Annotated in this window: 21 protein-coding genes; 8 read left to right on the top strand and 13 right to left on the bottom strand. The window is 63.1% G+C overall.

All coding sequences use genetic code 11. The features are described from left to right. Positions 1 to 211: 211 nt before the first annotated feature. The gene (locus AC0L2A_RS30415; RefSeq protein WP_473611937.1) at positions 212 to 1,129 is read left to right on the top strand and encodes a hypothetical protein; all 918 of its coding nucleotides are present in this window, start codon (positions 212 to 214) and stop codon (positions 1,127 to 1,129) included. 110 nt (positions 1,130 to 1,239) lie between these two features. Here the strand turns inward: AC0L2A_RS30415 and AC0L2A_RS30410 are convergent, their stop codons facing one another. From AC0L2A_RS30410 to AC0L2A_RS30400, 3 genes are all read right to left on the bottom strand, one after another. Beyond that, complete coding sequence (locus AC0L2A_RS30410; RefSeq protein WP_473611936.1) at positions 1,240 to 1,368, bottom strand: hypothetical protein; 129 nt, start codon at positions 1,366 to 1,368, stop codon at positions 1,240 to 1,242. A 73-nt stretch (positions 1,369 to 1,441) separates the two neighbouring features. Next, a complete protein-coding gene (locus tag AC0L2A_RS30405) occupies positions 1,442 to 3,097 on the bottom strand; it encodes an SDR family oxidoreductase (protein ID WP_473611934.1) in 1,656 nt (551 codons plus the stop codon). 80 nt (positions 3,098 to 3,177) lie between these two features. Then, positions 3,178 to 4,677, bottom strand: a complete 1,500-nt coding sequence (locus AC0L2A_RS30400; protein WP_473611933.1) for a hypothetical protein — start codon at positions 4,675 to 4,677, stop codon at positions 3,178 to 3,180. Between the two features lie 14 nt (positions 4,678 to 4,691). Between AC0L2A_RS30400 and AC0L2A_RS30395 the strand changes: the two genes are divergently transcribed. Genes AC0L2A_RS30395 through AC0L2A_RS30385 form a run of 3 tightly spaced genes read left to right on the top strand, consistent with a single transcriptional unit; the run spans position 4,692 to position 6,021 of the window. Next, the gene (locus AC0L2A_RS30395; protein ID WP_473611932.1) at positions 4,692 to 4,991 is read left to right on the top strand and encodes a hypothetical protein; all 300 of its coding nucleotides are present in this window, start codon (positions 4,692 to 4,694) and stop codon (positions 4,989 to 4,991) included. 35 nt (positions 4,992 to 5,026) lie between these two features. Continuing rightward, entirely contained in the window at positions 5,027 to 5,605 is a 579-nt protein-coding gene (locus AC0L2A_RS30390; RefSeq protein ID WP_473611930.1) for a biotin transporter BioY, read from the top strand. After that, entirely contained in the window at positions 5,602 to 6,021 is a 420-nt protein-coding gene (locus AC0L2A_RS30385; RefSeq protein WP_473611929.1) for a DUF1284 domain-containing protein, read from the top strand. The genes AC0L2A_RS30390 and AC0L2A_RS30385 overlap by 4 nt, the downstream gene beginning before the upstream one ends. A 46-nt stretch (positions 6,022 to 6,067) precedes the next feature. Here the strand turns inward: AC0L2A_RS30385 and AC0L2A_RS30380 are convergent, their stop codons facing one another. The 10 genes from AC0L2A_RS30380 to AC0L2A_RS30335 form a co-directional block, all read right to left on the bottom strand. Next, positions 6,068 to 7,465 (bottom strand): NAD(P)(+) transhydrogenase (Re/Si-specific) subunit beta, encoded by a 1,398-nt coding sequence (locus tag AC0L2A_RS30380; RefSeq protein ID WP_473611928.1) that lies wholly within the window; start codon positions 7,463 to 7,465, stop codon positions 6,068 to 6,070. Between the two features lie 6 nt (positions 7,466 to 7,471). Next, positions 7,472 to 7,894 (bottom strand): proton-translocating transhydrogenase family protein, encoded by a 423-nt coding sequence (locus tag AC0L2A_RS30375; protein WP_473611926.1) that lies wholly within the window; start codon positions 7,892 to 7,894, stop codon positions 7,472 to 7,474. Continuing rightward, on the bottom strand, positions 7,894 to 9,165 hold the full coding sequence (locus AC0L2A_RS30370) for a Re/Si-specific NAD(P)(+) transhydrogenase subunit alpha (RefSeq protein ID WP_473611925.1): 1,272 nt from the start codon (positions 9,163 to 9,165) through the stop codon (positions 7,894 to 7,896). Before AC0L2A_RS30370 ends, AC0L2A_RS30375 begins: the two co-directional genes overlap by 1 nt. A gap of 86 nt (positions 9,166 to 9,251) precedes the next feature. Beyond that, positions 9,252 to 9,476, bottom strand: a complete 225-nt coding sequence (locus tag AC0L2A_RS30365; protein ID WP_023796798.1) for an aa3-type cytochrome c oxidase subunit IV — start codon at positions 9,474 to 9,476, stop codon at positions 9,252 to 9,254. 199 nt (positions 9,477 to 9,675) lie between these two features. Further along, on the bottom strand, positions 9,676 to 9,825 hold the full coding sequence (locus AC0L2A_RS30360; RefSeq protein WP_023796799.1) for a DUF3096 domain-containing protein: 150 nt from the start codon (positions 9,823 to 9,825) through the stop codon (positions 9,676 to 9,678). A gap of 128 nt (positions 9,826 to 9,953) precedes the next feature. Continuing rightward, complete coding sequence (locus tag AC0L2A_RS30355; RefSeq protein WP_236393447.1) at positions 9,954 to 10,724, bottom strand: N-acyl amino acid synthase FeeM domain-containing protein; 771 nt, start codon at positions 10,722 to 10,724, stop codon at positions 9,954 to 9,956. A 154-nt stretch (positions 10,725 to 10,878) separates the two neighbouring features. Beyond that, positions 10,879 to 13,188: a putative bifunctional diguanylate cyclase/phosphodiesterase gene (locus AC0L2A_RS30350; protein WP_473611924.1), complete on the bottom strand. Its 2,310-nt coding sequence runs from the start codon at positions 13,186 to 13,188 to the stop codon at positions 10,879 to 10,881. Positions 13,189 to 13,299: 111 nt separating this feature from the next. Further along, on the bottom strand, positions 13,300 to 16,779 hold the full coding sequence (locus AC0L2A_RS30345; RefSeq protein ID WP_473611922.1) for an indolepyruvate ferredoxin oxidoreductase family protein: 3,480 nt from the start codon (positions 16,777 to 16,779) through the stop codon (positions 13,300 to 13,302). A 236-nt stretch (positions 16,780 to 17,015) separates the two neighbouring features. Next, complete coding sequence (locus tag AC0L2A_RS30340; RefSeq protein ID WP_473611921.1) at positions 17,016 to 17,555, bottom strand: hypothetical protein; 540 nt, start codon at positions 17,553 to 17,555, stop codon at positions 17,016 to 17,018. After that, positions 17,548 to 18,156: a CGNR zinc finger domain-containing protein gene (locus AC0L2A_RS30335; RefSeq protein ID WP_473611919.1), complete on the bottom strand. Its 609-nt coding sequence runs from the start codon at positions 18,154 to 18,156 to the stop codon at positions 17,548 to 17,550. Before AC0L2A_RS30335 ends, AC0L2A_RS30340 begins: the two co-directional genes overlap by 8 nt. Positions 18,157 to 18,256: 100 nt before the next feature. Between AC0L2A_RS30335 and AC0L2A_RS30330 the strand changes: the two genes are divergently transcribed. The 4 genes from AC0L2A_RS30330 to AC0L2A_RS30315 all read left to right on the top strand — a co-directional run bounded on the left by AC0L2A_RS30330 (position 18,257) and on the right by AC0L2A_RS30315 (position 22,832). Beyond that, positions 18,257 to 19,162 carry a branched-chain amino acid ABC transporter permease gene (locus AC0L2A_RS30330; RefSeq protein ID WP_473611918.1) on the top strand — a complete coding sequence of 302 codons (906 nt, stop codon included), beginning with the start codon at positions 18,257 to 18,259 and terminating at the stop codon, positions 19,160 to 19,162. A 274-nt stretch (positions 19,163 to 19,436) separates the two neighbouring features. After that, a complete protein-coding gene (locus AC0L2A_RS30325) occupies positions 19,437 to 20,021 on the top strand; it encodes a TRAP transporter small permease subunit (RefSeq protein WP_292408111.1) in 585 nt (194 codons plus the stop codon). Then, complete coding sequence (locus tag AC0L2A_RS30320) at positions 20,018 to 21,790, top strand: TRAP transporter large permease (RefSeq protein ID WP_473611916.1); 1,773 nt, start codon at positions 20,018 to 20,020, stop codon at positions 21,788 to 21,790. The genes AC0L2A_RS30325 and AC0L2A_RS30320 overlap by 4 nt, the downstream gene beginning before the upstream one ends. 19 nt (positions 21,791 to 21,809) lie before the next feature. Further along, positions 21,810 to 22,832, top strand: a complete 1,023-nt coding sequence (locus tag AC0L2A_RS30315) for a zinc-dependent alcohol dehydrogenase family protein (RefSeq protein ID WP_473611915.1) — start codon at positions 21,810 to 21,812, stop codon at positions 22,830 to 22,832. Positions 22,833 to 22,956 lie beyond the last annotated feature (124 nt).

The following is a 22,956-nucleotide window of genomic DNA, read 5'->3' as shown; positions in this document are numbered from 1 at the left end:
GTATTGGGAGGCCCAGGCCCACCAACGATCCCTGCTGCGTCGCAACAAAGGATCATGAGGGCCGGTCGGAACGGAAGAGCATCCAAGGCATTGTAATCGATCACAATCGCCGCAGGAGGCACTCATGGGACGTGGCATTTTGCTCTGGCTTCTCGGAGTCCCGATTCCGATCATTATTCTCATCATGCTTTTCGCACGTTAGGGGGCTGACATGCAGTCAACCCTAACGGCTGTCGACGTTTCCGCACCGACGGAATCCTCTTCTACCGCTGTCAGCTGGGGGCCAATCGTGGCCGGCGCCTTTGCTGCCTCGACGCTAACATTGATCCTGATGCTGCTCGGCTCCGGGCTCGGGCTGACGATGGTTTCGCCGTGGTCCGGCTTGAGCACCTCAGTCACAACTTTCGCGGCCTCCACGGCTGCGTGGCTGATCATCGTGCAGTGGCTGTCGTCGGCCGTAGGCGGTTATCTTGCCGGGCGCCTACGCACCAAATGGGTCGGCGTCCACACCGATGAGGTCTTTTTCCGCGATACCGCACACGGCTTCCTCGCCTGGGCGCTTGCAACGTTGCTTGTCGCCGGTGTGCTCGGCTCGGCGCTTTCCGCAGCTGTCGGAACCGGCCTCCACGCCGCTTCGACAGTCGCGTCGGGCGCGGCAATGGGCGCTTCGGCAGGTGCTACCGCAAACGCCGGAGGCGCCGCGACCGACAACGCAACGTCGTACTTCGTCGATGCGTTGTTCCGCCCGGCCGATGCGGCCAGGCTTGCTGCCGCCAACCCGGAGAGCGATGCGGCGGCGACGGCGCAGGCCTCGCGCATTTTGATCGCGAGCGCAGCAGCAGGGGAAGTGTCAGCCGACGACAAGACCTATCTGTCGCAGTTGGTAGCCGCCCGCACCGGGCTGTCGGAACCCGATGCCAGGGCCCGTGTCGATGCCGTGCTTGCCAGGGTCGAAGAGGCGAAGGTCCAGGCCCAGCAGGCTGCCGATACCGCCAGGAAAGCCGGTGCCACCTTCGCGCTGCTTGGCGCTCTGTCCCTGGTCGTCGGCGCTTTCATCGCAAGCGCCGCGGCAGCACTTGGGGGCAGGCAGCGCGACGACGAGGAGGCGGTCTTCCTGACCGACCGTTGATCGGTGCTTGAGGGTTCTATCGACGCCGAGACTTTCCCCGGCATCGACCGGTTGTTTTGACGACGTCATCGCCATGAACTGCGCGCTGAATTCGCTCAAACGAGCGTGCCCTATCTTCCGGCAGAAGTCGTCAGTGCCGGCTGGCTTGGCTCCAGTTTGCGGCCGAGATCGACGGCGTCACGCAGCACGTCGATATGCGAGCGCGGCGGGGTGCCGGCGGCAGGCTGCTGGTCCTCCACACCGAATCCAGGATTTTTTTGCCCAGGTGCGGGTGGCACACCGTTACCGTTACCTGTCTTTGGCTCAACCTATTCAGGTTGGGCTGAGCGTCCCCCGATACGCCACGATCAGGCCGATCAACGGCATCGAAATTTCCACATCAAAGCAGAATTGCCCGTCCCGTTCCGTTTCGAAGCTCGAGCCTTTGGGAAGGAGGAAGCCGGGCATTGGAATACCCAGCAGCGACCATCGTCTCGGAACCAGGGTCAGACGATCGCCGTCCACCACCAGAGCCAACGCGAAGGACGCGATCCCAAACCGTTCCACCAGAAGATGCTGGTCTCTCCCAGTGCCGGCCGACTGAATCGAAGAAAACCACTTGCCGTCGAAATTACGGATCCAGTGTTCAGAGCGGTTCTCGGGCGAAAAGGTCACCGTGACCGGCACCCGTGGCGCAGCTTTCGGGAAGCCGACAAGCGCCGCCACGAACGCGGCCGCCGGGCGGCGACCGCGTCGTACCTCGGCGAAGCCCGTCCATTGGCGGGTGGCGGTGCTGCCATGCAGATCCTGAAGTCGCGGAGCAAGTGAGGAGAAAGCGGATCCGAGAATCCCGCAGTACAGGGGCGCAACGATCTCGTGTCCCCGAAACCCGGTGAATATCTTCCGGCTTTGGAACAGCGCCTCATAGTCGGCAAGCTCAAGGGCGCGGACCCCGGACCGTGCTCCGGCCTCCGGACGAATGCCCGTCAGCAATTTGCGGATGATCGCTTCGATGGCCATCGATGGAATGTATGGCCCGTCATCCCCTTCGGCCAAAAGATGCCAGCTCCGTTCGGCGTCCTGCCCATCCGTGGTGCCGTACGCGCTGACGAACATACCGCCGCGATGCTCGCCAAAACGCATTCGGTTGAGCACCGCGTAGAAGAGACGCGAGAAAGGTTCCAGCGACGAGAGCCTGAGCCTCGCGCGCGCCTTCGCCAGGAGGTTGAGTGTCCGGTGCAAGATTTCCGGGACTGGCCCGGCTCCCATCCAGATATCGGTCATTGAGGGATGCTCGGGCGGGATGACCTGCAAGTCCGGCACGTCCACCAGCGAGAAACGGATGTTCCGGAGCGGCAGCCGGCCCGGCACCGCGATGGTGAAGCGCATGCTTTCAGCCAGACCGATGCCATGCGATTGCACCCCATGTCGTCGCAGCTTCACCGGGGCGCCGGCATAGCCCACCACCGCACGCATGACGTTGAGGCCGATTCCGGCATAGGGCGAAGGGGCGATGCCGCCTTTCACAGAGACGATGTCCATCGTCTTCGCCATCTCGCGCAGGACGGCGGCGGTCAGCACAGGAAAGCTGCTGATGCCCGATAGAATGAATATGCGTGCGTCCTTTGCTTGCGCGTCGAACTGAGGCACGCCGAACACAAAGTCGGCGGCGTCGGCAAAGTCGAGATAGTCGATTCCAGCGTCGATGCAGGCCGAAATCACACCATAGCGATTGGTCCCATAATCTTGGAACGGCCCGGAAGCGTCGACGACCAGATTGGGCCGTTGCGCGCGCAGGCCGGCCACAATTTCTACGCGATCAATCGCAAGCGGCCGAACCCGGGCCTGCCCTCTGTAGCGCGCGCAGAACGCCTCGGCACGAGAGAAGTCGCGGCCGCAGATGATGAGTTCAATCTCCGCTATGTCGGATAGGAGTTCCGCCAGGCGCCCGCCGAAAACGCCGTATCCGCCCAGGATCAGGATTCGCATGCGCGCTGCGCTCTCTTGGCTCACAGAAGTCTGTCTCCATGTTCCGGCGGTATTGGCATGCTCCGGCGCGCCAATCCGCTTTATGCTTCGGGTCGCTCCAGTTTGCGGCCGAGATCGACGGCGTCACGCAGCACGCCGATATGCGAGCGCGGCGGCGTGCCGGCGGCTGCCGCGACCTCGACGCCGGTCGCCTTCAGCGACCAGTAGAGGCTGTGCGTGAAGATGCGGCCAAGCGAACTGCGCAGCTCGATCTGAATGTTCTCCACGCCGGGGCCGAAATTCTCCGCCATCGGGCCGGAGATCGGGTCGCCGGTCAGCCAGCCATTGCCCCTGTCGAAGATGTTGGTCCAGCGCGGCGCGGCAAACACCGCACCGTGATGCACCGCCCGCTGCGGCTTGCCCGAACGGCTGCGCCCTTCTTGGTAGAGGACGGTTCCACCGGCCCCCGTCTCGGCGATCGGCGGACATGCCGAGAACAGCCGCTCAGCGATGCCGCGCCTGAATTCGGCGAGATTGTAGGTCACCAGAAATTCGCTGTGGGTCAGCGGACTGCCGAGCGTGACGAAATCGCTGATCTTCCAGGGCAATGGATGATCGGCGTCGCTGGCCCGGAGGTTGCGGTAGAGTTCCCATTGGGCGCGCCGGAATCCGGAAAAATCGTCCAAGCTGTCCGGCCACGCAGAACCATCTGACTTGAGCGTCGACTTGTCGACGGCGCGGATCGCTTTCAGTCTCGCCTTGTCGCGGGCGGCTTCCAGCTTTCGTGGCCTGAAATCGGCCCACAATATCTGCAGCAGATCGTAGGCGATAATCGATCCCAGGCTGTGCGAGACCAGCACGATGCGGTCGTAGCCGTCGTCCAGCATGAGGCGCCTCAACAGCGACAAACCACGGTCGCGGACAAGCGCGCGCTTCTCGACCGTTGCCGCTTCAGCCCGCACATAGGCGGCCACATCACCGAAATAAGGAAGACCGAACCGGTCCACCGACCAGACGACGAACGAGGCCAGGATCGTGACGAGCATGCCCGTGGTCCAGGAAATATGCCCTCGCAAGGTCGAGGTCGCGAGCACGAATGCCGCGCCCAGGACTGCTATGACGGCCAGAAGGGTGACGACATAGAGCCCGCGGGCGTCGCGCGGAATGTCGGCGGGCTTGCGCCAGAGCAGATTTGTCACCCAGGCCGCAAGCCGGCCCCGCGTCGTGCCTTGCGTGATGTCGGCCCAGTAAAGCTCGTAGAAATCGGTGCGGCGGCCGTCGACATCATAGGGGGTGGTGATCCGGCGAAGCTCGTGCGAATTGGTGCGGCTGTCGGGCGTGATCCAGCTCTGGTTGATCTTCGCGCCGGCGGGACCGTCCGGATCGGCGACCTGGGCATAAAACGGCGCGCGGGCGGGATCATGACTCCAAACAGCCTGAACAAACTCCTTCAGCGTCCCCATCGGCCGCTGTTCACCCATGCCATGCACGATCACCACGGCCTGGCTGAGCTTGCGCGGCGCCTTTCCGGGGGCCGGCAGGCTAGCCTTCGCGGGCGAGCCGGTCTTGGTCGGCGAAGCGACAGGCTGGGGGCCAGACACCGGTGCCTCCGTTGGTGACAAATCCGTCCATCGGAACAGAACTTGCCCATCGTAGTGCTGAATCCGAAGCAAGTGCAAAAAGCGTCGCAGATATCTGTCGCAAATCGCCGACTTTTTGCGCGTGGGTTTTGCGACAGGAATTTGTTGAAGAGTTCAACGCTGGCGATCTTGTCGCGAAACTTAGGACTGTGACTTCCGGCGCCGTTTGTCGCGCCGCCATGAAGCATCGGCAAGCCGCCGTTGCCGACAGCCGCCTGATCCGCTACTCCGTCCTCCTGGGCAGCACGTCGTTCAATCCCGCAAGTCAGGCATAGCGCCTGCTTCACAGCCAGTACGAAAGAGAACACATATGCCTCATAACCCCAACCCGGCCAGCCACGCGGCTTCAAGCGCGCCGGGCATCCGCGACTGGTCGCTGTCCTGGCAGATCGGGGCGGTCGTCCTGGGAACCGCATTTCTGGCGCTGGCGTCTTACATCGATGTGCCAATGGTTCCGGTGCCCGTGACTATGCAAACCTTTGCGGTCACCCTGATCGGCGCGGTCTATGGCTGGCGACTCGGCGCGGCCACGATTGTTGCATGGTTGGTCGAAGGCGCGATCGGGTTGCCGGTTCTAGCTGGGGGCGCTGCCGGTGCGCATCACTTTGTCGGCCCGACCGCCGGATACCTCTTTGCCTTCCCCGTGGTCGGCGCGCTCACGGGATGGCTGGCGGAGCGCGGCTGGAACGGCAACCGCCCCTGGCTGGCGTTCGTCGCCATGCTCCTGGGCAACGCGCTTTGCCTCGTGCTGGGCGCAGCATGGCTTTCCATCGCCATTGGCATCGAACAGGCAATTGTCCACGGCGTCACGCCGTTCCTGATCGGCGGGGCGCTCAAGTCGGCATTGGCCGCGATGACGCTCAAGCTCATGACACGCGCGCAAAAATGACCATCCGGCTGCGGCCGCACCATCTCCTTTGCCTGCTGACTTACGCAGGCAAAGGTTACAGCGCTGCGTTCGTCGCCAACTTCGACGCGATCGCGGCTCGGCTCTCCGCAAGCGAAAACATCCTGATCGTCTCCGGGCCTGACGATATTTGCGCGCCCCTGCTCGGTGAGGCGGAGCCGCACTGCCTTCGCGACAGCGTGACGGAGCGCGACCGTCAGGCGGCGGCCAGCGTTGGTACGCTTCTGGGGTACTCGATTGCCGAGGACATGGAAGTTCAGCTCCATCCCTCGCTTCTGCGAACTATGCGCGATGCGTTCTCTTCGGGCCGTACCCGGGGTGCTTGCGGCGGGTGCGAGTGGTTTGACCTTTGCAGTTCAATCGCCGCTTCAGACTATGGAACGGTGGCACTCCGGTGAAAGGCAACGCTCGCAGTGGGACGATTGTCGGGGTCGCCAACCCGGATCAGTGATCCATCGCCTTGACGATCTCTTCGGTCATCTTCTTGGCGTCGCCGAGCAGCATCATGGTGCCGTCCTTGTAGAACAGCGTGTTGTCAATGCCGGCATAGCCGGAGCCGAGCGAGCGCTTGACGAACAGACAGGTGCGGGCCTTGTCGACATCGAGGATCGGCATGCCGTAGATCGGCGACGACTTGTCGTCGCGGGCGGACGGGTTGGTGACGTCGTTGGCGCCGATGACATAGGCGACGTCAGCCTGCGCGAATTCGGAGTTGATGTCCTCGAGTTCGAACACTTCGTCGTAAGGCACGTTGGCTTCGGCCAGCAGCACGTTCATGTGGCCGGGCATGCGGCCGGCGACCGGATGAATGGCGTATTTCACGTCGACGCCATTGGCCTTGAGCTTGTCGGCCATCTCGCGCAGCGCATGCTGCGCCTGGGCGACCGCCATGCCGTAGCCCGGCACGATGATGACCTTCTGCGCGTTCATCATCAGATAGGCGGCATCGTCGGCCGAACCCTGCTTGACCGTGCGCTCGATGCCGTCGTCGGCAGTGACGGAAGTCTCGCCGCCGAAGCCGCCGAGGATGACCGAGATGAACGACCGGTTCATGCCCTTGCACATGATGTAGGACAGGATCGCGCCGGACGAGCCGACCAGTGCGCCGGTGATGATCAGCGCCAGATTGCCCAGTGTGAAGCCGAGTGCCGCAGCCGCCCAGCCCGAATAGGAATTCAGCATCGAGACGACCACCGGCATGTCGGCGCCGCCGATCGGGATGATGAGAAGGACGCCAAGGACAAGCGACGCCGCCACGATCAGCCAGAACACCAGCTTGGACTCGGTGGTGACGAGCAGCACGATCAGCACGATCAGCCCGATGCCGAGGGCGGCGTTGATGAAATGGCGGCCGCCGATCATGATCGGCTTGCCCGACATGCGGCCGTCGAGTTTTAGGAAGGCGATGACCGAGCCGGTGAAGGTGATGGCGCCGATGGCGACGCCGATGCTCATCTCGATCAGCGCCTGGGCGTGGATGTCGGCGACCGTGCCGATGTCAAAACTTTCCGGCGCATAGACGGCGGCAGCCGCCACCATGACGGCAGCAAGCCCAACCAGCGAATGGAAGGCGGCGACCAGCTGCGGCATCGAGGTCATGGCGATGCGCCGTGCGGTGACCGCGCCGACCGAGCCGCCGATCAAGAGACCGAGCACGATGAGGCCGAAGCCTCCCGCCGAAGGGGTCGCCAGAGCCAGCGTGGTGACAATGGCGATGCCCATGCCGATCATGCCGTACATGTTGCCCTGGCGGCTCGTCGTCGGGTGCGACAGGCCGCGCAATGCCAGGATGAACAGGATGCCGGAGACCAGATAGAGGAAGGAGGCGAAGTTGGCGTTCATGGCCCTCTACTTGTCCTTCTTCTTGTACATCGCCAGCATGCGCTGGGTGACGAGGAAGCCGCCGAAGATGTTGACCGAGACCAGCATCAGCGCGACGAAACCGAAGCCGGTGGCGATGCCGGACGCCGAGATTCCGACGGCAAGCAGCGCGCCGACGACGATGACCGAGGAAATGGCGTTGGTGACGGCCATCAGCGGCGTGTGCAGCGCCGGCGTCACCGACCAGACGACGTAATAGCCGACGAAGATCGCCAGCACGAAAATGGCGAAGCGGAAGACGAACGGATCGATTGCCCCGCCGGACAGCGCGTGCGCGGCGTCGCCCGCCGCATCGCCGCCTGGAGCTGTGGCCAGATCCTGCACAGCGAGCCGGACGGCGGCGGTAGCCTGGTCGAGCTGGTCGAGGGCTTTTTGTAGGGTCTGGTCCATCACGCGATCCCTTTCGACTTATTAGCCGGCGATTTGGGTGCGGCAGCTTTCCTGGATGCGGCAGCTTTCTTTGGCAGGGCTGGATCTTTTGCAGCGGCGGGCTTCGCAGGCTCAGCCGAGGCGATCAACACCGCCGGCTTGCCGGCGAAGGCCGGATGCACGACCTGGCCACCATCGGTCAGCATCGTCGCCTTGACCAGTTCATCGTCGCGGTTGATGGCGAGCGTCTTCGCGGACTTGTCGACCAGCGTCTCGAGGAACGCAAAGAGGTTCCTGGCATAGAGCAGCGAGGCGGAGGCAGCGACGCGGCCCGGCACGTTGAGATGGCCGACGATTTTCACGCCGTTGGCCGTGGTCACCACCTGCCCGGGCACGGCGCCCTCGACATTGCCGCCGCGCTCGACCGCCAGGTCGACGATCACCGAGCCCGGCTTCATAGAGGCGACCATCGCGGCCGAAACGAGCTTCGGCGCCGGACGGCCGGGAATCAGCGCCGTGGTGATGACGATGTCCTGCTTGGCGATGTGCTCGGCGGTCAGCGTGGCTTGCTTGGCCTGATACTCCTTCGACATTTCCTTGGCGTAGCCGCCAGCCGTCTCGGCCGCCTTGAACTCCTCGTCCTCGACCGCCAGGAACTTTGCCCCCAGCGAGGCAACCTGTTCCTTGGCGGCGGGACGCACGTCGGTGGCGGTGACGACGGCGCCGAGACGACGCGCAGTAGCGATCGCCTGCAGGCCGGCGACGCCGACGCCCATGACGAAAGCTTTCGCCGCCGGCACAGTGCCCGCCGCCGTCATCATCATCGGCAGCGCCCGGTCATATTCGGCAGCCGCGTCGATCACCGCCTGGTAGCCGGCGAGGTTGGCCTGGCTGGACAGGACGTCCATCGATTGGGCGCGCGTGATGCGCGGCATGAACTCCATCGAGAAGGCGGTGACGCCGGCCCTTGCCAGAGCATCGACGGCGGCATCGTTGCCATAGGGATCGATGATGGCGATGACGGCGGTGCCCGGGCGATAGGCCTTCAGCTCCGTCTCATCAGGCCGGCGCACCTTCAGCACCACATCGGCCTTGGCGACATCGCCGGCCTTACCAATCACAGCGCCGGCCTTGGCGAACTCCTCGTCGGGAATGCGCGATGCCGTGCCGGCGCCGCTTTCGACGATGATGTCAAATCCCAGCCCCGCCAGCCGCTTCACCGTGTCGGGAGAGGCAGCAACACGCGGCTCGTTCGCATCGAGCTCACGAGGGATGAAAACCGTCTGTCCCACCGCATGATCCTTTCGGCTGGAACCTGTCTGCGCAGGACGCCGACCGAACTTCCGGCGATGTCGCGGGCAAGGGGGTTTTGAAGAATTTACCGGAGAATGAAAGCGCCGACGGCGAGGATCAGAACGAACAGGACAAAGCCCGAGAAGAAGCCGCCCGCAAAGAAACCAAAAGCCATTGCCAGAAGCACGGCGGCGCAAAACAGCGACCCGTATTTGGCGAGCATGATAAAGCCGGCATAGGTGCGGTCGTGCTCGGCATAGTCCATCTTCGCGCCTAGTTCGACAGGACCGGTCGGCGAGTGATCAGCCATAGGAATACCCCTTCGAAGACATCTTTCAGGCACATAGCGAAAAGCCAGGCCGAGGGCAATGGCGCTATTGCCGCATCGCTGGAGACAACAGCCTCAAAAGAAAATTGGAGCCGCCAGATGCAGGATGTCGTTTCGGAGGCGCTCGCGGCTGCCGCCTCGCACTTGCTTTCCGGCTAACGCGCCGCGCCTGCCGACATTTTCAGCCGGCGAGTTGCGGAAACAGCCCAAGCAGGCCGACGACGATCAGGTAGAGCGCGACGATGTAATTGAGGAGTCGCGGCATCACCAGGATCAGCACGCCGGCAATCAGCGAGATCAACGGAGTGAGCGCGAGCGTGGGAATGGTCATGTCGGGTTCCTCTCTATAGAATTTCCGCCGAAGCGACGCAGATTGACGTCGCCCACGCACCACCGGCGCGCCTCCCAGAACGCCGAAGCGGCCTGAAAGCTCCAGCCGCGCTTTAAATTTGCCAATTGTCAGGCGGCTTCGCGGTAGTATTTGGCGGTCGGCAGAATGGTCAGCGGCGCGAGTTCACCGGCACCAGGTGTCTCAAACAGCATGCGCTGCTCCATCGGCGTCGACCGAAAGAATGGGAAACGCTGGAGTACCCGCTCCAAATTGATCTCGTAGTTCGCGTCATAGAGCACCACGGGAACGGTGAATGGAGGATAGTCTCTCGGTTGCCCCACTTGCACGGCACCGAAAGTCCGCTGGTAGAAAGCCGTGTGTTCCTTGCGGATCACGCCGAGACAGGCCGTCACCTGGAAGTGGACGCTGGCAATTAGTGCTAGCCGCAACGTAACGTAAGGCAGGGCACGATGCATCGATATGAAGTCCGGGTCGGCTGCCAGGAGCGTCGGATTGACGAAGGATTCGCCGCGAAGCAGCCGCGGATGAAGCAGATCGCCAAATCTGGTCATTGCGGGCGCGTAAGGTTCGCTTGGTGTCAGATGATGAAGACGGAGCGTACACACGAGGGAATTGTCGACGAAGACACCAAAGCGATAACAGTTCGGCGTGTCGTCGAGCGCATCCATCATCATCTGGTCGCTGGATTCAGGCAGAAAGCCGTTCAGCCGGTAAGCCTTGTAGCGAAGCCGGTAAATCGCCTCCATGTCTTCACCGCTTTCGCAGCGCCTGTATTCCACGCGCTCAAGAAGGGTCGAAACATTGCGCGAGAAGGAAGACATCCCGCTGAGGTCGGTCGGTCGGTCATCCACATGAACAACCCCATCGGATACCGCCACAATACAATTCCCTTCTGCCATCTTCCCTGAAAACCTATCGTGTGCGGTTGTGGCATAAAAGATGGAAATCCAATCGAAGTCGTTTACCTAATATTAACCTTAACTTGCCGCCGCGGCACGTCTGGTCAAGTTGGTCGAAAATGAAGCGCGGAAATCAGCTAAGCGCACGTTTGCCCGCTGGCTTTTTATCGATGGCGAATGGCCAGACCGTGGTAGCCATCGTTCCGATGCCGGACGCTGTCAGCGCTGAACCAAACAAAAAGCCCTGGACCATATCCGGCTTGATAGAATGCGTCAGAATTTTGAGCTGCTCGTATGTCTCAACGCCCTCGATAGTTACGTTAAGACCGAGAACTCTGATGAGTTCGACCACGCCCTTCAACAGCGCGAGCGAACTCGGGTTGTGGGTGACGTCCATCAGGAACGAGCGGTCAATCTTGACCTTGTCGAGCGGCAGCTTGTGGAGATAGCTCAAGCTCGAATAGCCTGTGCCGAAGTCGTCTAGCGCAATGCACACGCCAAGCCGTTTCAGCTCCTCGATATACTGACGCGTCAGCGATTTGTCGTCGAGAAGCGCGGTCTCGGTGACCTCGATTTCCAAGCGGCCAGCGGCGAGGCCGGAGTTGGCGAGCGCATCACGGACTTTCTGGACGATGCCACTGCTGCGGAAATCCTTGGCCGAAAGGTTGACCGAGACGCTGGTCGGGTCGGGCCATTTGACGCATTCGGCACATGCCGCCTGCAGGACAAATGTGCTGATCTCGGAAATGATGCCCATTTCTTCGGCCAGCGGAATGAAGATGCTGGGCGAGATCGGTCCGAGATCGGGGTGATCCCAACGACACAGCGCCTCGCAACTGGCGATCCGCATCGTGCTCATCGCGACGATCGGCTGATAGACCACCCGCAGCGCCTTGCTTTCCACTGCGGTGCGCAGATCCGCCTTCATCAGCTGACGATCGCGAAATGCCGCATCCATCGAGGCCTGGAACAACCGCCAAGTGTTCTTGCCGAGTTCCTTGGCCTTGTAGAGCGCGAGGTCCGCCTTGACGATCATGGCGTCGACATCGGTGTCCCTGACCCGCGAAAGCACCGCGCCACCGCTGGCCTGGATGCGCAGCCCATGGCCGGCGACGTCGACCTCGCCCTGCAGTTCATCGAAAATCCCGTCGATTTGGCTGGTCAGGTGGCTCTCATCCTCAACGCGATCGAAAAAGATCATGAACTCGTCGCCGCCGAAACGGCTGACGGTGACGCCTGGTCCGGCGATCGCTGCCAGCCGCTCCGCGACGGCGTAGATCAATCCGTCGCCGACCGGGTGGCCAAGCGTGTCGTTGACGTTCTTGAAGTCGTCGAGGTCGAGCACGGCGAGCCCGCAGAGACGCTCGAGATCGCCGGATGCCATCGCCTCTCCGATCAACTCCTGGAAATAGGCGCGGTTGGGCAGGCCGGTGAGGCTGTCGTAGCGCGCCATGAAGCGGATCTTGCTTTCTGCCTCGACGCGGGCCGTCACATCCTCGAAGGTGATGACGCCCAGTTCCTGGCTGCCCTCACGCGCCGAGAACTCATAGTGCTGCCCGTTCGCGAGCGAGACGAGAACCTTGCGGTCGCGGCCCTCGCGCAGGGCGCGCGTGAGCTGGGCCTCGATGTAGCGGCAGTCCTTCGGCGCCAACATGCCGCCGGCAACGCCGCGCATCAGCAGGCCGTGGATCGATCGCCCGAGCAGCGCGTCCGGCGACTTGAGCGACATCAGGTGCGCGGCTTCGGCATTGGCCACCACCACCCGGCCATCAGGGCCGAGCATGACAAGCCCGTGCGACATGGTGTTCAGCGCCCGATTGAAGCGCTGGGCGAGGCGGTTCGCCTTCTTCTCTTCGCTGATTGCTGTAAACAGCACCTTTCGCACAAGATGCGCCATCTTGTTGATGGTGAACATGAAGGGGATGACGAAGAGGCCCAAAATGACATTGTACACGTCGCCCTTCAGCATCAGGCCGACCGCAATCGGCGCGACCACGGACACGGACAGGATGGCGACCATCTTTCGGGAGCCGAAATTGCGGCCGGCGATGGTGATGGTGCTTGCCAACACCAGCGACACCGCTGCAATCTCGCCAAACAGGTCCGGAACCACGTAGAGGCATACGAACGCGAAAAGTCCGACCGCGGACCCATGAATCGTCCCGGCAACAATGTAGTAGCGTTCCCAGGCAAGCGCGGATTCGTAGGTGACGATGGTGTCGGGACTGACCCTCCGGATCGCAAGATAACGGCCGATGCTAGCGGCGACCATCAGGATGGCGAGAGCGAGATAGATGGCCGCAGACGTTTTCCAATACACGAGCAAGGCCATAGCGCCTTGCGTGAAGGCGCCAACGAGCAAGATGCCCGCGTCGCGAAACAGCGAACGAACGAAGCCAACGTATACGTCCTCGGATATGTCGTCGGGTCGATCTATGTTCATGACCTTGCGGTGTCGCGCGAACCGCAGTCATGTCATAACCGCATTAAGAAAGGTTTAGAGGGGCCATCTCGGGCCTGCGTCAAGCCTGTTGAGTTTCTTCAGATAAGGCATTCACTCGGCCGCCTGGAGTTCCGGCCGAGCCAGTGTCTTCGCCAGGCGATCGAGCAGCCTCAGGCGCTCGCCGGCGGCCTTTTCGGCGCTGGCCCGCCTGACGTGACCATAGCCGCGAATGAGCGCCGGCACCGAGGCAAGCGCTGCCGCGGCCTCGACCTTGCCTGGCGCTAGCGCGCCGGCGACAAGCTCCAGGTCGGCCTCGTACTGCGCGAGAAGCCACCGTTCCATACGCCTTTCGGAGCTGTAGCCGAACACATCGAAGACCGTGCCGCGTAAGCCTTTCATCGCTGCCAGCAGGCGGAATCCCTTCATCATCCAGGGACCGAAGCTCGACTTCCTCGGCTTGCCGTCCTTGCCGCGCCTGGCCATGATCGGCGGCGCGAGATGGAATTCGAGTTTGTCGTAGCTCTGGAACTGCTTGCCCAGTTCAGCGGCAAAGGAGCCATCGGTGTAGAGCCTTGCCACCTCGTACTCGTCCTTGATCGCCATCAGCTTGAACAGGTTCCTCGCGGCGGCCTCGGTCACATCAGTCGAACCGGGCGCCACGCTGGCTTCGGCCTTGCGCAGCGCAGCCACTCTGTCGGCATAGCGCTTGCCATAGGCGGCGTTCTGATAGGCGGTGAGGAAGGCGACGCGGCGGACGATGACGTTATCGAGCGTTTCGGCGACAGCGGTGTTCTGTGCAGCCGTGCCCGGCTGGACGACGAGGGCGCGCACGAAATCCGGCTGGTGGGCGGCGCGGCGGCCCCAACGGAAGGCTGAGACGTTCATCGCCACCGACTGGCCGTTGAGCTCGATCGCCTTTTCGACTGCCTCGGCAGACAGCGGCAAGCCGCCATGCTGAAAAGCGAAGCCGAGCATGAACATGTTAGCGCCGAGCGAGCTGCCGAACAGCGCGGTGGCGGTGCGGGTGGCATCGAAAAAATGCGCCTTGTCGTCGCCGGCGGCAGTGCGGATCGCCTTTTTCAGCCGCTCAACCGGCAGCGAGAAATCGGCCGACCGGGTAAACTCGCCGGGCATGATCTCCGCGGTGTTGGCGAGGAAGATCGTGTGGCCTTCGCGCACCGCGGCGAGCACCTTTTGGGCGCCCGACACGACGAGGTCGCAGCCAAGCACAAGGTCTGCCTTGCCGGCCGAAACGCGGATGGCATGGATATCGCGCGGGCTGCGCGCGATGCGGACATGGGTGAACACCGAGCCGCCCTTCTGGGCAAGCCCGGCCATGTCGATCATGCCGCAGCCCTTGTCTTCGAGATGAGCCGCCATGCCAAGCACCGCGCCGATGGTGACGACGCCGGTGCCGCCGACGCCGTCGATGATCGCCGCCCAGCCTTGGTCACCGAGCGGGAATTCCGCGGGCGTGGGCACGCCGTCGAGCGGATCGGTGGTGCCGGCCATACCCTCGGTCTTCCTGATCTTGGCGCCATGCACGGTGACGAAGGACGGACAGAAGCCGTTGATGCAGGAGAAATCCTTGTTGCAGCTCGACTGATCGATCTTGCGCTTGCGGCCGAATTCGGTCTCGACCGGCTGGATCGACACACAGTTCGACTGTACCCCACAATCGCCGCAGCCTTCGCAGACCAGTTCGTTGATGAAGACGCGTTTGTCGGGATCGGGGAAGGTGCCGCGCTTGCGGCGGCGGCGCTTTTCGGCGGCGCAGGTCTGGTCGTAGATCAGCACGGATGTGCCCCTGACCGCGCGCAATTCGCGCTGCACGAGGTCGAGGTCGTCGCGGTGATGGATGGTGGCGCCGGCGGGGAATTCGACCTTGCCGGTATATTTGGCCGGCTCGTCGGTGACGATGGCGATCCGCTCGACGCCCTCGGCCCGCACCTGCCTGGCAATCATGTCCACGGTCAGGCCACCCTCGTGCGGCTGGCCGCCGGTCATGGCAACGGCGTCGTTGTAGAGGATCTTGTAGGTGATGTTGGCGTCGGTCGACAGCGCGAAGCGGATCGCCAGCGCGCCTGAGTGGTTGTAGGTGCCGTCGCCGAGATTCTGGAAGATGTGGTCGCGCTTCGAGAACGGCGCCTGGCCGACCCATTGCGCGCCCTCACCGCCCATGGCGGTGAAACCTACGGTGTTGCGATCCATCCACAGCGCCATGAAATGGCAGCCGATGCCAGCGGCGGCGAGCGAGCCGTCGGGCACCTTGGTCGAGGAATTGTGCGGACAGCCGGAGCAGAAGAAGGGCGTGCGCGAGGCAATATCTGTTGTCTCGGCGAGCATCGCCTGGAACTGGCGAAGTTTCGCCACCCGCGCGGCGATCTCGTCCGACGGACCGATCGTCCGCAAGATTCTCTCGCCGAGCGCGATGGCGATGTCGTTGGGATCGAGCGCGCCCTTGGCCGGGAACAGCCCGTCGCCGCGCTCGTCCTTCTTGCCGACGATGACCGGCTGCATGGCGGTGCCGTAAAGGTTCTCGCGCAGTTGCACCTCGATCAGCGAGCGTTTCTCCTCGACGACGACGATGGTGTCGAGGCCGCGAGCGAAGTCGGTGATGTGCTGCAGGTCGAGCGGCCACGGGCAGCCAACCTTGAACAGCCTGATACCGATGCGGTTGGCGGCGGCTTCGTCGACGCCGATGTCTTCCAGCGCCTGGCGAACGTCAAGATAGCTCTTGCCGACGGTGACGATGCCAAGCTTCGGGCCACTGCCGCCGGAATAGACGATCCGATTCAGCCCGTTGGCGTGGATAAAGGCCGAAGCGGCGGCGCGTTTGTATTCATGCAGTCGCTCCTCCTGGCCGAGCATATCGATCTCGTTGCGGATGTTGAGGCCGCCGGGCGGCATGTCGAAGTCCGGGACGACGATATCAAGCCGTTCGAGCGCGGCATCGACCGAAGCCGTCGATTCGATGTTGTCCTTGACGCATTTGATCGCCGCCCAGGTGCCGGCGAAGCGCGACATGGCAATGCCATAGAGCCCATAGTCGATGATCTCCTGGACCCCGGCCGGATTGAGGATCGGCACCATGGTGTCGACAAACAGGAACTCGGTCGCGTGCGCGTTGGTCGAGGATTCGGCCATGTGGTCGTCGCCCATCAGGGCGAGCACGCCGCCATGCCTTGACGAGCCGGCGAGATTGGCATGGCGGAAGACGTCGCCGGAGCGGTCGACGCCCGGTCCCTTGCCGTACCAGACCGAAAAGACGCCGTCATGCGTGCCCTCGCCCTGCAATTCGGCCTGCTGCGATCCCCAGCAGGCGGTGGCCGCGAGTTCCTCGTTGAGGCCGGGTTGGAAGACGATGTCCGACTGGGCGAGCTGCTTCCTGGCCTTCCAAAGCTGCATGTCGAGGCCGCCGAGCGGCGAGCCGCGATAGCCGGAGACGAAGCCAGCGGTGTTCAGGCCAGCCCGGCGGTCGCGCTCGCGCTGCATCAAAAGCATGCGGATGACCGCCTGCGCGCCGGAAAGGAAGATGCGCTCCTTTCGCAGGTCGAACTTGTCGTCGAGCGCGACATCATGCAGCGTCATCAGGCATTTCCTCTGCGGAGGCCGCAGTTCGAGCGCAGCCAACGTCGAAGTTGGAGGCTGCAGTGTTTCTCCCCTTGCCGGGCAGGTCAAACAAAATCGAAGATGCCAAGCGAGGCGCAACAAACGATCCGGTCCACGCCCGATTCTGTAAGAAACGCGCACCAATTGGTCCGTCAGCGCCAAGAAAATTCAGCGCCAGGAAAATTCCGGCCGCGACCGATACCGGCGATATCGAGTCAGCCGGCCTTCGAACAGTCGGGCTTGGGCGCGCCCGGCAGCTTGCCGTCCGGATGACCGGCAAGCTCTGGATTGGGCGTATAGAGCTGATCGATGACCAGTGGCCGGTCGGGCAGGACCGATTGCTCCTGCGTCGACATCAGCGTGGTGTCGATCTTCTGGAGGATTGCACCGTTGGCATCCTTGATGCTGATCGAGATCGCATAGGGCTTGTCCTTGACGATGCAGGAAAGCGCCGGGCTCTCCAGCGACACCTTGCCGAGCTTCGGCCAAATTTTCTGTTCGACGATCAGTGGCTCGCCGCCTGCTGGGTTCTGGAAGCTGGCGACCGCAACCTGTCCTTCCTCCATAGGCTGCAGCGGCCTCAGCGTGACGACAAAGGTTGCCCTTGCGAGGCGATAATTGAAGACGACCAGCCTGCCGGAAATCTCGAACAATCTGCCTTCGCCGTCCTTGCCGGTATCGCGGCAGGCGCCGAGCGTTGCCGCGGCCACGAGCATGGCGCCGACAACGATCAGGCGCAAGATTTTCCTAGACATTGGCGGTCCCTCCGGCTGCCGTTCGGCGGCGATAATGGCGACTTGCCTTCTGGCGGTTGCCGCACACCGCCATGTCGCACCAACGACGGCTGGAATTGCGGCTTCGGTCGAGAAACAACCAGCTGCAATTGGGGCAGATCCTCAGCCTTGCGACGGTGTCAGCCTGCAGCAGCGACAGTGCTGAAACCGCCAGTGCCGCCTCGAAGGCGACGGGTGTCGCCGGATCGCCGAACGGCCGTCCCGCCGCACCGATCTCGGTGCGGCTGTCCGCGAGACCCTCGGCGCAGGCCTTCAGGAAGCCAGGCAGATCGCCTGTGGCGACCGCGCGTTTGGACACCGCACCGCGAAACAGCCGGTCGGTCGTCTCGCGGATCGCCAGCACGACCGGCGCGATCTTGTCCGGGAACGGCGCTTCGAGCCGCCTGCCGCCAAGCTCGGCGGCGCGAAAGACGCTTGCCGCGTCGGCGAAACGGGCGATCTCCGCCGGATCCTTGAATCGGTCGAAGGTTTTTTGGGGATCGGCGCGCAGCACGACGGTGTTCGCCGTGTCGAGTGCAAGAAGGCCGCCGGTGAAGCGGTGCGGGGTCCAGGAAACCGTCATGGCCGCCATTTCTAACCGATAAGCTGCGTTTGACAAGTTAGATTGCCGATGCAAATCTGCTCCGCACGGACGCGGTTCTCCGCGATCCAAGGACATTGGCATGCTCTATTTCTTCCAGCAGGTGCTGAACGGGCTGCATTCCGGCGCGCTCTATGCCCTGCTCGCCTTCGGCTATGTGCTGACCAACGGCATCCTGCACCGGACGAACCTCGCCTATGGGGCGCTGTTCGCCTTTTGCGGACAGACGATGATTCTCACCGCGGCCATCGGCTATCAGGCCCTGTGGCTGACCCTGTTCGCGGCCGTCGCGCTCGGTATTGTCGCGGCGTTCCTGTATGCGGGGCTGATCAGCCATGTCCTGTCGCGCAGCATCTTCGAGCCGCTGGCCGACCGCACGCCCAATGCGATCGTGGTGACGACGCTGGGCATATTGCTGCTGCTGTCGGAGGCAAGCCGCATCGCCGCTGACACGCATGATCTGTGGCTGCCGCCAATGCTGGCCCAGCCCATCATTTTTGCGAACGGGGCCAACTTCAATGCCACCCTGACGCTTATCCAATTGCTCGACTGCGGGATCGTCGTGGCAACCATTGTGCTCGCCTCCTGGGCGTTCGCCCGCTCAAGTTTCGGCCGGCGCTGGCGCGCCGTGTCCGACGACCCCAAAGCCGCCGCCATGTGCGGCGTCGACGTGCGCGCGGTGTTTCGGCACGCGGTGCTCGCCAGCGGCCTTTGCGCGGCGCTGGCCGGTATCCTCGCCGGCCTCTACTATGGCAACATCAGCTTCGGCTCCGGCCTGGTCTACGGGCTGAAAATCCTGTTCGTGACGGCGGTGGGCGGCTATCTCTCGCCGTTGCGGGCAGCACTTGGCGCTGCCGCTTTCGGCATGGCCGAATCGCTGTGGGCCGGCTATTTCCCGGTCGAGTGGCGCGACGCCTGGATGTATCTGTTGCTCGTCGCCATGCTGGTGCTGATCGGCGCCGGGCGAGACCAGAGCAAGATCGTCTGACTGCGCCAACCTGGGTAGCGCTAGCCGCAGACGCCACTTTGATTTTTACGCATGATCCCTCCCGCGGCTGTTTCGCCCCTTCCCCATGCCACAAGATTGTTTTACTCGGTCTGCCCTGTGTTGACCCGCCGGGCCACGCACGGCATACCGTTGGGCCACATCAAAGCGGCGGAAAACAAGCGGGAATCGACGCGCCGCTAATTCTTTGAGTCACGCACCGTGCTTTCCGAAAATCGAGACCGATTTTCGGGCCGATGCGTAAAGGGAGGAATGTATGGCAGGGCTTCTCACTCTATCCAGAACCATTGACCGTGTGAACGAGTTCATCGGCAAATGGGTGTCGTGGCTGATCCTGCTGGCAGTGCTGGTCAGTGCCGCCAATGCGGTCATCCGAAAGACGTTCGACATGTCGTCGAACGCCTGGCTGGAACTGCAGTGGTATTTGTTCGGCGCCGCCTTCATGCTGGCCGCCGCCTACACGCTCAAGCAGAACGACCATATCCGCATCGACGTCGTCTACGGCATGTTCTCGCGCCGCGTGCAGCACTGGATCGACCTCTTCGGTCACCTCTTTTTCCTGATGCCGTTCGTTACGCTGATGGTGATCTATTTCGTTCCCTATGTGTCGCTGTCGTTTCGCAGCGGCGAAATGTCGAACAATTCGGGCGGGCTGATCATCTGGCCGGCGAAGGCGATCCTGCTGGCCGGCTTTTTCCTGCTCGCGCTGCAGGGCATCTCCGAGATCATCAAGAAGATCGCCATCATGCGCGGCGACATGGACGATCCCACACCGTTCATATCGGTGCATGAACAGGCCGAGCTCGAAGCGAAGGCGCTTGCCGAAGAGGTGCGCTCGTGATCGAGTTCATCGCCCAGAACATGGCGCCGATCATGTTCGCCTCGCTGGTCATCTTCCTGCTGATCGGCTACCCGGTGGCGTTTTCGCTCGCCGCCAACGGCCTGCTGTTCTTCTTCATCGGTGTTGTGCTGTCACCCTATTCGGGGGGATCGATCAATCTCGCCTGGCCACTGCTGCACGCGCTGCCGGATAATTTCTACGGCAGCAGGGTGATGTCGAACGACACGCTGCTGGCCATCCCGTTCTTCACCTTCATGGGCATCGTGCTCGAACGATCAGGCATGGCCGAGGACCTTCTCGACACGATCGGCCAATTGTTCGGACCGATCCGCGGCGGCCTCGCCTATGCCGTGATCTTCGTCGGCGCGTTGCTTGCCGCAACCACGGGCGTGGTGGCTGCTTCCGTCATCGCCATGGGGCTGATCTCGCTGCCGATCATGCTGCGCTACGGCTATGACCGCCGTGTCGCATCCGGCGTCATTGCCGCATCGGGCACGCTCGCCCAGATCATTCCACCGTCGCTGGTGCTGATCGTTCTGGCCGACCAGCTCGGTCGCTCGGTTGGCGACATGTATGCGGGTGCGCTGATCCCGGGGCTGGTTCTGACCAGCCTTTACACGATGTACATCGTGATCATGTCGATCATTCGGCCGAACTCGATGCCGGCCCTGCCGCTGGAGGCCCGCACGCTCGGCCACGGTGTCCTGTCGCTGCTGGTCGCGGTGCTGGCGGCGGTGGTGGTTTCCTACGCGGCCTATCGCTATCTTGCGCCCTCGCAGGGGCAAAATGCCGACATCCTTGGCGCCACCATCGGCGTGATCTCCATCTATGTCGTGGCAATCGCCGACCAACGCCTGAAGATCAACATGATGTCGCGGCTGGCGCAGCAGGTGATCATAGTGCTGATCCCGCCGCTGGCGCTGATCTTCCTGGTGCTGGGCACCATCTTCCTCGGCATCGCCACGCCGACCGAAGGCGGCGCCATGGGCGCTGTCGGCGCACTGATCATGGCGGCGATGAAGGGGCGGCTGTCGCTGGACGTGATCAAGCAGGCGCTGGCGTCGACGACGCGGCTGTCGTCGTTCGTGCTGTTCATCCTGATCGGCGCGCGCGTGTTCTCGCTCACTTTCTACGGCGTCAACGGCCATGTCTGGGTCGAGCACCTCCTGACATCGCTGCCGGGCGGCGAGATCGGCTTCCTGATCGGCGTCAACATCCTCGTCTTCCTGCTCGCCTTCTTCCTCGATTTCTTCGAACTCGCCTTCATCATTGTGCCGCTTTTGGCGCCGGCCGCCGACAAGCTCGGTATCGACCTGATCTGGTTCGGCGTGCTGCTCGGCGTCAACATGCAGACCAGCTTCATGCACCCGCCATTCGGCTTCGCGCTGTTCTACCTGCGTTCGGTCGCCGCCCGGGTGCCCTATCTCGATCGCCTCACCGGCAAAAAGATCGCGCCGGTAACCACCGGCCAGATCTATTGGGGGGCGGTGCCCTTCGTGTGCATCCAGGTGATCATGATCGGCTTGACCATCGCCTTCCCGCAAATGGTGATGCACTACAAGGGCACGGCAGCGGACCCGGGCACGATCGACTACCAGGTGCCGGAAACGCCCAGCCTGTCGCCGCTCGGCGTTCCGCCAGCGGATGGCGGCACGGCGCCGACTGCGCCTGCACCGGATCTGTCGCAGCCGCCGAGTTTCGGTGAAACGCCGGCTGCCAAGCCGGCAGCGCCAGCGCCCGATCTGTCCAAACCACCGAGTTTCAATTGATGCCGGAGGCTCCACAGACATGAAAGCGGTGCGGCTGGAGGGCGTCGGCAGCATCGTCCTTCGGGAGGTCGACAAGCCCGTGGCCGGGCCGGACGATCTCCTGGTGCGGATCGAGGCATGCGGCGTCTGCGGCACCGACCGGCATCTTTTCCATGGCGAATTTCCGTGTACGCCGCCGGTGACGCTCGGACATGAATTCTCCGGGATCGTCGAGGCGATTGGTACCGCCGTGTCCGGCTTTTCGGTGGGCGATCGCGTCACCGGCGATCCCAACATCGCCTGTGGGCGCTGTCCGCACTGCCACGCCGGTCGCATCAATCTCTGTCATAATCTGGTTGCCATCGGCATCCGCCGCGATGGCGGCTTCGCCGAATATGTCGTGCTGCCTCACAAGCAGGTCTTCCTCCTCCCGAACGACCTGAGGCCGACGCATGGCGCGTTCTGCGAGCCGCTTGGCTGCTGCCTGCATGGCGTGGACCTGGCGCAGGTCAGACCCGGCTCCTCGGTCGCCGTGCTGGGCGGCGGCGTGATCGGCCTGCTCACCGTGCAACTGGCGAGGCTTGCCGGCGCGACGACAATCATCCTGTCGACGCGTCAGGCCTCGCGGCGTGCCCTTGCCAAAGAATTGGGCGCGACGGCAACGGTCGATCCAATCGCTTGCGATATCATCGACACGGTCGTCGGTCCGTCGGGCCTCATGCCGGGCGGCGTCGATGTGGTGTTCGAATGCGCCGGCGTAAGAGAGACGGTCGAGCAATCGATGCGACTCGCCAGGGCCGGCGGCACGGTTGTCGTCGTCGGCGTGATGCCTCAAGGCATGAAAGCAGAATTCGAACCTTTCGACCTGTTGTTCCGGGAATTGAGGGTGCTGGGTTCTTTCCTCAATCCGTTTACGCATCGCCGGGCTGCCGAACTCATCGCCTCGGGTGCGATCGAGATCGACAAGCTGATCTCCCGGCAGGTGACGCTTGAGGAGGCGGCTGCGGTGATCGCCAATCCGCCTGCGCCAGGCGAGGTCAAGGTGCTGGTGCTGCCGCGCTGATCGACAAATAGAAGCGCTTCGGGGGGGGGGGGGGGGGGGGGGCGGGGCCGGGGGGGGGGGGGGGGGGGGGGGTTGGGGGGGGGGGGGGGGGGGGGGGGGGGGGGGGGGGGGGGGGGTTTTTGGT

The sequence above is a fragment of the Mesorhizobium sp. WSM4844 genome, from assembly GCF_055811775.1.
Note: the sequence above shows the minus strand (reverse complement) of the source record. Positions and strands in the feature narration are given on the sequence as shown.